This window comes from Ruegeria sp. BG5, assembly GCF_056538425.1.
Window position 1 is genome coordinate 87,087 of sequence record NZ_JBQFTC010000004.1, and the last position, 12,074, is coordinate 99,160.

Here is a 12,074-nt window from a genome sequence, read left to right on the forward strand (position 1 = left end):
AAGCGATTTGACGATATGCTGGTCTGATGAGACACGGGCCTTAATCGGAGGGCATCATGGCACCATTAGACACCAAGCCATCAGGCGCACCCAAGGGCGTCTGGAAGTCAGGTAAAGGCAAGGGGCGGCACACGCCCAAAGGCCGTCAGTTCACGGATGAGGCGCAGGCGAAAATCACACGCCTGCTGGGCGACCGCCCGCGCCGCCGTGACCTGCTGATCGAGTTCCTGCATCTGATTCAGGATGCGCATGGCCACATCAGCGCCGACCATATCGCCGCGCTGGCGGTCGAGATGCGGATCGGTCAGGCCGAGATTTACGAAACCGCCACCTTCTACGCCCATTTCGATGTGGTGAAAGAGGGCGAGACGCCGCCGCCCGCGCTGACCATCCGGGTCTGCGATTCTTTGTCCTGCGAAATGGCCGGTGCCCAGCAGTTGCAGAAGGCGCTGGAGGATGGGCTGGACGCGTCGCAGGTCCGCGTGGTGCGCGCGCCCTGCATGGGCCGCTGCGACACGGCTCCGGTTTTGGAGATCGGTCACAACCATATCGACCACGCGACCCCAGAAAAGGTGCAGGCGGCGATTGCGGCAGGTGATACGCATGCGCATCTGCCCGACTACGAAACCTTTGCCGCCTACGCCGAAAACGGCGGCTACGCCAAGCTGGCAGAGCTGCGCGACAGCGGCGATTGGGAGAAGGTGCAAGAGGACGTTCTGGCCTCGGGCCTGCGCGGTCTGGGCGGCGCTGGCTTCCCGTCCGGCAAGAAATGGGGTTTCGTTCGGATGAACGAAGGCCCGCGTTATCTGGCCGTCAATGGCGATGAAGGCGAACCGGGCACCTTTAAAGACCGTTACTATCTGGAACGCACGCCGCATGTCTTCCTCGAAGGGATGCTGATCGCCGCGTGGGCGGTCGAGGCCGAGACCTGCTTTATCTACATGCGCGACGAATACCCGGCGGTGCTAGAAATTCTCGCGACCGAGATCGCCGCGTTGGAAGACGCGGGGATTGTCGAGAAAGGCTATATCGATCTGCGCCGCGGTGCCGGTGCCTATATCTGCGGTGAAGAATCCGCGATGATTGAGTCGATTGAGGGCAAGAAGGGCTTGCCGCGTCATCGTCCTCCGTTTGTGGCGCAGGTTGGGGTCTTTAACCGTCCGACCTTGGTGCACAACGTTGAGACGCTGTATTGGGTCACCAAAGTCTGCCGCGAAGGTCCGGAATGCCTCAACAGCACAGAAAAGAATGGTCGTAAGGGCCTCCGCAGCTATTCGGTCTCGGGCCGGGTGGCGCGGCCGGGGGTCTACCTGCTGCCTGCGGGCTCGACCATTCTGGACGTGATCGAGGCTGCCGGTGGCATGGCCGAAGGGCAGACCTTCAAGGCGTATCAGCCGGGTGGGCCGTCCTCGGGCCTGTTGCCCGCATCGATGGATGATATCCCGCTGGATTTCGACACGCTGCAACCGCATGGCACCTTTATCGGGTCGGCCGCCGTGGTGGTCCTGTCCGATCAGGACACCGCCCGCGATGCGGCGCTGAACATGCTGCGCTTCTTCGAAGATGAAAGCTGCGGCCAGTGCACGCCCTGCCGGGCGGGCTGTGAAAAGGCAGTGAAGCTGATGCAGGCGGACAAGTGGGATCAGGACCTGCTGGAGGATCTGTGTCAGGTCATGGGCGACGCCTCGATCTGCGGTCTGGGGCAGGCGGCCCCGAACCCGATCCGCCTTGTCATGAAACATTTCGCTGATGAAATCTGAGGGGAGACAGAGCCATGCTTGATGCAAGCCCAAACAAGACCGTCACCTTCAACCTGAACGGCGAAGACGTCACCGTGCCCGAAGGCTGGACCATCTGGGAAGCCGCCAAGGGGCAGGGGTTCACCATTCCGCACCTGTGCCACAAGCCGCAGCCGGGCTATCGCCCCGACGGCAACTGCCGCGCCTGTATGGTCGAGGTCGAAGGCGAGCGCACGTTGGTCGCCTCGTGCATCCGTCCGGCGGTGGACGGCATGGTCGTGAAAACCGACAGCGACCGCGCCGAGAAATCGCGCGCCATGGTCATGGAACTGCTGGTCGCCGACCAGCCCGAAGAGGCGCATGACACCTCAAGCCATTTCTGGGATATGGCCAAGCTGAACGATGTTTCAGACAGCCGTTTCCCGGCAAAAGAGGCCGAGAAAATCCCGCTGCTGGACGACAGCCACGTTGCAATGCGCGTCAATCTGGACGCCTGCATCAACTGCAACCTCTGCGTCCGTGCCTGCCGGGAAGTGCAGGTGAATGACGTGATTGGCATGGCCGGTCGCGGGCATACGGCGCAGGTGGTGTTCGACCAGAACGATCCGATGGGGGATTCGACCTGTGTGGCCTGTGGCGAATGCGTTCAGGCCTGCCCGACCGGCGCCCTGATGCCTGCCACCGTGCTGGACGATCAGCAAAAGGGCGACAGCAAGGATTACGATTCCGAGACCGAAAGCGTCTGCCCGTTCTGCGGCGTTGGCTGCAAGGTCTCGCTGAAGGTCAAGGACGGTAAGGTCAAATATGTCGAAGGGATCAACGGCCCCGCGAACGAAGGCCGTCTGTGCGTCAAAGGCCGGTTTGGGTTCGACTATATCCACCACCCGCACCGCCTGACCAAACCGCTGATCCGGCGCGAGGATGCGCCTGAAAAGGGGCTGAACGTCGATCCCGGCAATCTGGGCACCCATTTCCGCGAAGCGACCTGGGAAGAGGCGATGGATCTGGCGGCCTCGAAGCTGAAAGCCCTGCGTAACGAAGACCCGCGCAGCGTTGCGGGCTTTGGTTCGGCTAAATGCACCAATGAAGAGGCGTATCTGTTCCAGAAGTTCATCCGTCAGGGCTTCAAGCACAACAACGTCGACCACTGCACCCGTCTGTGCCACGCGTCGTCCGTTGCGGCTCTGATCGAGAACGTGGGTTCCGGCGCTGTGACCGCGACCTTCAACGAGATCGAAAACGCGGATGTGGCGATCATCATCGGGGCGAACCCGATTGAAAACCACCCCGTTGCCGCGACCTATTTCAAGCAGTTCACCAAGCGCGGCGGCAAGCTGATCGTGATGGACCCACGCGGTGTCGGCATGCGCAAGTTTGCGGATGAGATGCTGCAATTCCGTCCGGGGGCGGATGTCTCGATGCTGAACGCGATCATGAACGTGATCGTCGAAGAGGAGCTCTACGACAGCCAGTACATCCACCGCTGGACCGAGAACTGGGAGGCCGAGAAAGAACATCTGCGCCAGTTCACGCCCGAGGCGATGGCCCCGATCTGCGGCATCGAACCGGATCAGTTGCGCCGCGTGGCGCGCACCTTTGCGCAGGCCAAAGCTGGTCTGATCTTCTGGGGTATGGGCGTCAGCCAGCACATTCACGGCACCGATAACTCGCGCTGCCTGATCAGTCTTGCGTTGATGACCGGCAATGTCGGCAAGCCCGGTGCGGGTCTGCACCCGCTGCGGGGGCAGAACAACGTGCAGGGGGCCTCGGACGCAGGTCTGATCCCGATGTTCCTGCCGGATTACCAGTCGGTCATGGACGATGGTATTCGCGCCAAGTTCAACAACGTCTGGAACTCGGACGACTTTTCGAACGAGAAGGGCCTGACCGTTACCGAGATCATTGATCAAGCCTATGCGGGCAACATCAAGGGCATGTACATCATGGGTGAAAACCCGGCCATGTCCGACCCGGATGTGAACCACGCGCGCGATGCGCTGGCCAAGCTGGATCTGATGATCGTGCAGGATATCTTCCTGACCGAAACGGCGAACTATGCCGATATCATCCTGCCCGCCTCGGCGCTGTATGAAAAGAACGGCACGGTGTCGAACACCAACCGTCAGGTGCAGCGGGTGCGGCCTGCCGTGACCCCTCCGGGTGAGGCGCGCGAGGATTGGACGATCACCGTCGAACTGGCGCAGCGGATCGGGTTGAACTGGGATTACACCGACGTGTCTCAGGTCTTTGCTGAGATGAAGCTGACCATGGCCTCGCTGGACAACATCACGTGGGAGCGGCTTGAGACCGAGACGATCACCTATCCGTCGCTGTCCGAGACTGACCCGGGGCAGGCGATTGTGTTTGGCGATGGCTTCCCACGCGCGGATGGCAGGGCTCGGTTCACCCCGGCCAACGTCATCCCACCGGATGAAGCGCCGGATGACGAATACCCGATGATCGCCACCACGGGCCGTCAGTTGGAGCATTGGCACACCGGATCGATGACCCGCCGCGCCACCGTTCTGGACGCCGTGGAACCGGAAGCGAACTGTTCGATGAACCCGCGTCAGCTAAAACTGATGGGGATCGAGCAGGGCGAAACGATCCGCCTGACCACGCGCCGTGGATCGATTGAGATCATGGTGCGGGCCGACCGGGCAATTGCCGAAGATATGGTGTTCATCCCGTTTGCCTATGTCGAGGCGGCGGCAAATATCCTGACCAACTCGGCCATCGACCCCTATGGCAAAATCCCCGAGTTCAAGTTCTCGGCCATTCGCGTCGAAAAGATCGAAGACGCTATCGCGGCGGAATAGGCAGGAAAGCCATCCGAAACGACCAAGGTCGGCCCAAGCAAGAGCCGACCTTGGTTGCACTGTTTCTGTTCCCCACGACCGGAAAGAATTAGCCCGAGACCAGAACCTTGCCTTTCTGGGGTTTTGGCATCTTGCCTTTTGCCTGCTGCACGACATGAGTGATTTCGTGAGCGATCAGCTTATTGTTCTTTGAATCCGCACCCTTGCCAAAGCAGATGTCGTTCCCGTTGGTGAAGGCCTTTGCCTTTAGCTCTTTGCAGATATCGGCGGCATTCCCGCCGATGTGAACGCGGACCTTGGACAGGTCGGCACCCAACGCGCCTTCCAACCCGTCGCGCAGTTTCTTTTCCAGCTTGGTTGCCTTGGTCCCGGACACTTCGGTTCCGATCGCCTTTACTTTCGCCTTTTTGTTTTTCAATGCCCCGACGATTTTCTCGGCTTCTTCCGCTTTCATAAATGGCTCTCCGTATTGATTTCGAAGCCTTTTTTGCGCCGACCCGGTTCTGGGTTCAGTGACACGTTTCACATATAGAAATCAGATTTTTTCTTTTTTTGAGAAAGGATTGGATTTTACCCCACGTAGGTAGCGCAGCGTTGCGGTCACCCACTTCCACACTGGACAGACGGGACGTTTATCGGCCTCATATTCTGACCCAGCGGAGACGACATGAGATGACCAATAGCCCCCTGTCCGGATATGACGGACCTTACCCGGCACCTGTGGAAATCCGGGGCTTTGACGTGAAACCGGAATGGATCGACTATAACGGCCATATGAATGTGGGCTACTACGGCGTGGCCTTCGACAATGCTTTCGAGGTTCTGCTGGTCGAGCATCTGGGGCTTGGTGAACCTCAGGTTCAGGCCTACGGGCAGGGGCCATACATTTTACAGGCCCATCTGCATTTTCTGCGTGAGGTGATCGCTGGCGCGCCGTTCTACTTTCGGTTCCGATTGCTGGATGCCGATCACAAGCGCGGCCACTATTTCGCTCAGATGATCTCAGAGGAAGACGACGCCGTCTGCGCGACGCAAGAGGCGCTGTTCATGAATGTCAGCCATCAGACCGGGCGGTCGGTTGCTTACCCCGACTGGGCCATTGCGCGCCTGGCGCGGATGGTGGAAGACCACAAAACCTTGGAGAGCGCCCCTCAGATCGGTCGTCCAATCGGAATTCGCCGTTAATAATCGCGTTCGAAGAACAGGCCTATGCCGGTTTCGCCCCGGCCATCGACCGTGCCCCGGACCGTAAAGTTATCATTCACGTCCAGGTTCAGGTTCACCTCGGTATCGCCCTCGGTGTTGACCGTGAAGTCCGTGTAGAGGTTGTCGCTGAGATACGCGCCCGCGCCCAGACGACCCGCGCCGCCCTCGGTCGCGCCGATATCGATTGTGTCGACGCCGGTAGAGTCGCGCAGCCCCTTGGTGGCGTCACCGCCCGCACCGCTGAGCTGCGCCAGCGACGCCGCCATTTGCGCGATGATAAACGGCGAGAGTTCCGAGAACCGGTTGCCGAACAACAACATGGCCAGCGCCTCTTCGGCGGGGCGTTCGGGGTCCGAGAATACATCGACTTCCGGGGAATCCAGCGGCCCGGCGATTTCAATCGTGGCGGTTCCATCCGAGGTGCTGGCAGACGATTCGAACTCGATATACGGGGTCAGATCGCCTTGCAGTGTCACGATCCCCTTGGTCAGAGCCAGCCTGCGGCCCAGAATATCGAAATTACCCCGGATCAGTTCAATCTGGCCCGAGGGGACAACGGATCGCGTTGTGCCACCGATGAAAATCCGCCCACCCAGTTCCGCGTTTACGCCGCGCCCGCGCACAAAGACGGCTTTGGGGGCCAGCAGACTGATATCCAGCGCAATGCGCGAGTCGCTTTGGGCGGCTTCCTCTTTCACCACCAATTGCGCCCGTTCGCGGGTGACATATTGCGCGCTGCTTTCGCCGATATGCGTGATCTCGGGGATCGGAGCCGCGCCCACGGCGCCCGAGGCGGCGGCGAGGTTGATATTGGTTTCCTCAAACGTGATCTGACCGGACAGGGAACTGTTTCCGGCCAAAGCCCCCGCCATGACGATCTGACCGTTGAGCGTGGTCTCATAAAGCAGCTGATCGGTCAGCACGAGGCTGTTCAATGCGGTGGTGATTTGGGCGTTGAACGGCGGCGTCAGATCGACCGGGCCGGACACGGTAAACCCGCCACCGGCGCGCATGCCGCCATTCATTGAGATGGTGGCGCGGCTTTGCGCCAGATCGACCGACCCGCTGATCCCTGTCACCGTCTGTCCCGCAGTTGGAATCGCAAAGGACGTTCCGGATGTGGTGATTGACCCGCTTAGGGACTCAAGCGCCGGTGCGCCCTTCAGCGCCAGATCGAACCGGGCCGCGCCTTCGATCTTGTTCGGAGTGATGAAGATATTGGCGATGCCAAGGTTGACGCCGCCCTGTGCCCTCAGATCAGCTGTGCCAGCGGTTTCGTCGAACGTCCCCGCCACGGTGCTGTTGATCCCGGCGGGTCCTTCAGCCTTGGCGTCGATGGTCCAGACCCCGTCTGACCGCTTTGCATTACCGGTTGCCGCGACGGTGCCGGGGAAATCCGGCACAAACCGCTCGATCCGGTTGAGCTTGGCGTCAAAGTCCAGATCGGCAGAGCCATCGGTATCGACCGTTCCGACAAGGCTGGCGTAAGAGCTGTCGGGCCCCTGCAAATTGGCCGTGCCCTCCAGCCCCGATCCGGTTGGCGCAACATTGCCGTCCAGTTTCAGGGGGCCGGTGAGTGTTTCCGACAACCGCCCCAAGTCGTCGAGGGCGGCGGTAAAGTTCAGCCCCCCGGTCTCGCGGCTCAACTGACCCGAAGCATTGGCGGAAAGGGCCGTTCCTTTCAGGCGGAAGGTGCGGATGTTCAGCCCGTTCTCATCGTTCAGGGCGTCCACGGTCAGGGTCGTGCGCCCCTGCAGCAGCGCATCCACCTGCTCGATCCCCGCGCGGATGTCATCTGCCTTGACGCTGCCGTTCACATCGAAGGCCTTGCTGCCCACTGCGCCCTTGCCTTGAAGCTGCGCCTCGACCGATCCCGCCAGATCGCGGTTTGCAAGGCCCGAGAACAAGGACAGGTTGGGAACATCCAAACTGGCCGTACCATCAACCGCAATATCTCCGGTGGGATCATCAATCGTAGCCGCGATCTGGGCTGTCACGGCGTTTCCGTTGACCTTGGCCTCGCGGATCGTGATCTGATCCTTAGACACGGCCCCGTCAAACTCGACCGAAGTTTGCCCTGTCAGAAGCGGATCGATATCCGCCATCCCGGTTTTGATGTCCCGGCTTGTCATGCTGGCCTTACCATCAAACCGAGGCGTTTTAACGGCCCCGCTCCCTTGGACACTGGCGGTGACCGACCCCGCCAGATCGCGGCCCGCAAGGCCCGAGAACAGCGACAGATCGGGAATAGACGCACTGGTCGCGCCATCGAAAGCAATGTCGCCGGTTGGATCGTCAATCGTCGCCGCGACTTGGGCCGTTACGGCATTCCCGTTGACCGTTGCCTCGCGGATCGTGATCTGATCTTGCGACAGCGCCCCTTCGAATTCGACAATGGTTTCGCCTTTCAGAAGGGGGTCAATCTCGGCCATCCCGGTTTTGATGTCGCGTGCCGTAACACTGGCTGTGCCGTCGAATTCAAGGGTCTGAACCGTTCCGGCCCCTTGCAGGCTGGCCTGAACCGAGCCGCCAAGTTCGCGTTTCGCCAGACCGGAAAAAACTGACAGATCGCGCGCGGACAGTTTGGCCTGACCGTCGATTGACAGGTTGCCATCAGGGGTTGTGACCGTCCCGCTTGCCTGCGCCCGTGCCGCATCCGCAATCAAGGTAAAGTCGCGCAGCGTGATTCCATCGGCTCCGCGCTTGGCATCGACTGTGATTGTTGTCTCGCCCCGGATTACCGGATCGATGTCGTCGCGCCCGGTGGACAGATCGCTGCCCTTGACCTCTAGCTTGCCATCAAAGCTGCCCTCAAGCGGTGAGCCTTTGCCCACCAGCCGGGCCGAGGCCTGCCCGCCCAGTTGCAACTGCGCGAGATTAGAGAACCGGGACAGATCTGTTGCGTCCAGCGAGGCCGAGCCATCCACGGCCAGCCCGCTGGTCAAACCGCTGATCAGCGCATCGACGCCCAGCGTATAGTCCGAGCCCACCAGCTCGAACCCCGACAGGTCAAGCGACTGATCGCTGCCATAGTCGAACGCCCCGTCCAGCGTGATCCGGTCCCCCAGCGCGGTGTTCATCGCAGGGTCTGCCAGATCAAGCCCGTCCAGCGCCGCCTGCACGTCGCCATCGACGTTGACGATGTCGCCCTGTTCCAGCGTGCCCTGCGCGGTGATCTGCGCCCGGTCCAGACTGATCTGAGGCGATTTGAACGCGTTGGCCGTCAGACTCAGGTCCCACAGATTGCCATTCGACTGATCGAACAGGGCCGAGATTTGAGCGGCTTCAATCGATGTCTCACCGCCCGAGGCTGGCAAGACAACAGTTTCCCCATTGGGCGGCGAGATGCGCCCTTGCAACGCTGCCAGTTGCAAGGTCCCACCCGCCGCCAATTGCAACTCGCCTTCCAGATTCAGGGCTTGGGACGTGAAATCCAGATCGCTGATCTGCAACGCGCCTTCGGGCTGTGTCTTGCCGTCGACAAACAGGCGTGTGTCCTGACCAAAGAATACGTCCATGTCGTCGGCGACAAAGGGGGTCAGATCACCGCTTAGGTCCGCAGTGAAGGCAATCCCGTCTTCGGCCGTTTCATCCTCGGCCGTTGCCGAACGCAACCTGACCTGACCGGCCACCCGTTGCTGGTTGTCGCTGCTCAGTCCGATATCGGCGGTGAAATCGGTCAGCGGCCCTGATCCCTTGGCGGTCAGTCCAATGGGCGGGCTATCGGGGATTTTCAACGCCGTCGAGATCAACCCGCCCGAGGCTTCGGTCACGTTCAGATCCAGATCGATCTGACTGTTCGAGTTCTGGAACCCTGCCGCCAGCGTGATCTCATCCCCTGCACGGTCCAGCCTTGTAATGTCGAGATTTGTGTCCAGCGTACCGTCCGCCAATGAAAGGTCGCCAGTGACGGTCAGTTCTGCGGCCACGCCGATCAAGGGCTCGCCCAAGGCCAATTCATCGATCCGGATCTCGCCGATTTCGATTGAGACCGGCAATTCCGGCAATTGAAACGGCTGGGTTTCTGCTGACGGGGGTGGGGCTTCAGTCGTTGTAGTGCCCGGAGCGCGGGCCACGTCGATCTCTTGCGCGGTCAGGGCGTTGACTGAAAACCGGCCCCGGATCAGGGCAAGACGGTTCCAGTCCAGTTCCGCCCCTTTGATCGTCAGCCAGACGCCTTCGTCATCGGCCACCGTGATCTCTTCTATCGTTGCGCGTGAACTCAGCGCGCCTTCCAAGCCTTTTACAGTGACGTTCTGATCGTCTCCCGACAGCGTGTCCTGCAGGAACCGCTCGATCATGCTGCCACCTTCGTCCTGTGCGTAAGCCGCAACCGGCGCGCAGGTCAGTGTGACGACCAGAACGGGGTATGAAAGACGCTGTATCAAAAGGCCTGCCCGATCCCGATGTAGAATTGCAACCCATCGCCCGTGTCGCCCTGAACAGGCACTGCAAGGTCAAAGCGCAGCGGGCCAAAACCGCCCAGATCATATCTGACCCCAAGCCCAGCCCCGGCATGATCCTCGGCCCCGGTGCCAACGAATGAGGACGTGTCTACGATACCGTAGTCATAAAACCCGACCAGCGACAGGGTGTCGGTGATCTTGCCACGCACCTCGCCTGAAAAGCCCAGGAACGATTTGCCGCCCGCAACGCCGGTGCCGACCGGAATGCCAAGGCTTTCAAACGGTTGCCCGCGCACCGTCCCGGCCCCGCCCGAGAAGAACAGAAAGTCCGGCGTCACCCCATCCGGCGGCGGCCCGATGACCGAGCCCAGCTGGACCCGCCCCGCCAGAACCAGCCTGCCACCGGTTCCAAGGCTGGTATAGGCGCGACCGTCAAAGAACAGCCGGATGCCGGTATCCGTACCCGAAAGCCCAACAAACGGCATGACCTGCGAATCCAGATAAAACCCTTTTGTCGCACTGACCTTGCTGTCGCGCTGATCCCATTCGGATCGGAATGGCAGGATAAAATACCGGAACTTGCGCCCGTCACCATAGGCATCGTCTGCGTTCGACCACTGAAAGCCCGCCGACGCTTCGGCGTATAGCTGATCCGAAAAGGTGCGCCGTGCACCGTAAGCCAGTGAGGCGACGGTCACGTTGTAATTGTCGGTGTTTCGACGCTCCAGCAGCGCGCTCCAGAAGGTGTTGTCGTCCGGGCCCAGCCGGTCGGGTTGATCCAGTCGCAGGCCAATGCGTCCGTCCAGATCCTCGGCCCCGCCGATATTGCGCAGGGCGGCCTCGAACCGCAGACGCTCGGCGCGGCGAAAGACATTGCGGTGGGTCCAGGTGGCGGTGACGTCGACACCATCGCGGGATGCGAGCTCGACACCGAAGGTCAGACGGCGTTTGGGCAGGTCTTCGAAGGTTGCGTCGAAATCCAGCGTACCATCTGGGTTCGGTTTCTCACGCTCTTGCAGGGACACCACGTTGAAGGTTCCGGTGCGGCGCAGGCGCGTGCCGACTTTCTGGATTTTGGCGGGCGAATAGACCTCGCCGCTGGGAAAGCCCGCGATCTTTTCGATCGACCGGTGGCGAACATCGGTGTCGCCCTTGATGAACATCTGGCCAAAAGTCAGTCGCCTGTCCGGGTCCAGATCAATCTCTGCATCCAGCCGCGCCTGAGCATGGCGCGCGATCACTCGCTGCCCGGCCACACTTGCCTTGGCATGACCCGCGTCCCGCCACGCCTGAACACCGGCCGAGGCCGCCTGTTGGATCGCGCCCGTGGTGGCCAGCTTGCCGGTGGCGAATTCCTCGGGCAGCACCGTGTCGGGGGCCAGAGGTTGCACAATTGCCGTGCCGAATTTGAAGGTCGGGCCGGTTTCCACTGTGATAACCGCGCGGTTGATCTGATTGGGAACGGTGAGCGAGCTCATCTCGGCTGCTTCCTGCCCGTCCAGTTTGATGCTGACGACCGGGCTGAAATACCCCTCGTCATATAGGATCTGCACCAGCGTCCGATAATCCGACAGGGCGGCAGACAGAATTTCCAGCGGCGTGTCCAGCCCGCGATCTTCGGCGGTGGCGACGGAAGAGGTTTCTTTCAGGCGCTCGACAACTTCCTTGGGGGCTCCGGGGGCGGTCAGTGTGGTTTCCAACGCAACCAGCGTTGTTGGCGCAAGGGCGGCGACAGCGCCCAATAGCCAGCATCTCAGACCGCGTCGCGGCTTGCTTCCCTGCATCAGTTGGCTCCAACTGCCCCCGAGTCGAAATCTCTTGTGCCGTGTTTCTGCACGGCTCTTTGAATTCAAGTTAGAGCATCTGAAACCGTTTTGGGGAAGGGGTTAATCGCGCGATGCGCC

6 protein-coding genes are annotated in these 12,074 nt (G+C 60.9%); 3 read left to right on the forward strand and 3 right to left on the reverse strand.

Annotation, left to right across the window (positions count from 1 at the left end; all coding sequences use genetic code 11):
- Positions 1-56 precede the first annotated feature (56 nt).
- A complete protein-coding gene (locus ACR0KX_RS13925; RefSeq protein WP_170623809.1) occupies positions 57-1,760 on the forward strand; it encodes an NAD(P)H-dependent oxidoreductase subunit E in 1,704 nt (567 codons plus the stop codon).
- A 14-nt stretch (positions 1,761-1,774) separates the two neighbouring features.
- Entirely contained in the window at positions 1,775-4,558 is a 2,784-nt protein-coding gene (gene fdhF, locus ACR0KX_RS13930) for a formate dehydrogenase subunit alpha (protein ID WP_170623807.1), read from the forward strand.
- A gap of 88 nt (positions 4,559-4,646) precedes the next feature.
- Here fdhF and ACR0KX_RS13935 read toward each other — a convergent pair whose 3' ends face one another.
- The gene (locus tag ACR0KX_RS13935) at positions 4,647-5,012 is read right to left on the reverse strand and encodes an eCIS core domain-containing protein (protein ID WP_170623805.1); all 366 of its coding nucleotides are present in this window, start codon (positions 5,010-5,012) and stop codon (positions 4,647-4,649) included.
- A 218-nt stretch (positions 5,013-5,230) separates the two neighbouring features.
- Between ACR0KX_RS13935 and ACR0KX_RS13940 the strand changes: the two genes are divergently transcribed.
- A complete protein-coding gene (locus ACR0KX_RS13940) occupies positions 5,231-5,743 on the forward strand; it encodes a thioesterase family protein (protein ID WP_170623803.1) in 513 nt (170 codons plus the stop codon).
- On the opposite strand, the gene ACR0KX_RS13945 is transcribed toward ACR0KX_RS13940, so the two are convergent.
- Together ACR0KX_RS13945 and ACR0KX_RS13950 are read right to left on the reverse strand one after the other, a co-directional pair.
- Positions 5,740-10,152, reverse strand: a complete 4,413-nt coding sequence (locus tag ACR0KX_RS13945; RefSeq protein WP_480708522.1) for a translocation/assembly module TamB domain-containing protein — start codon at positions 10,150-10,152, stop codon at positions 5,740-5,742. The genes ACR0KX_RS13940 and ACR0KX_RS13945 overlap by 4 nt on opposite strands.
- Positions 10,149-11,954 carry a BamA/TamA family outer membrane protein gene (locus ACR0KX_RS13950; RefSeq protein WP_170520482.1) on the reverse strand — a complete coding sequence of 602 codons (1,806 nt, stop codon included), beginning with the start codon at positions 11,952-11,954 and terminating at the stop codon, positions 10,149-10,151. Before ACR0KX_RS13950 ends, ACR0KX_RS13945 begins: the two co-directional genes overlap by 4 nt.
- Positions 11,955-12,074: the final 120 nt, after the last annotated feature.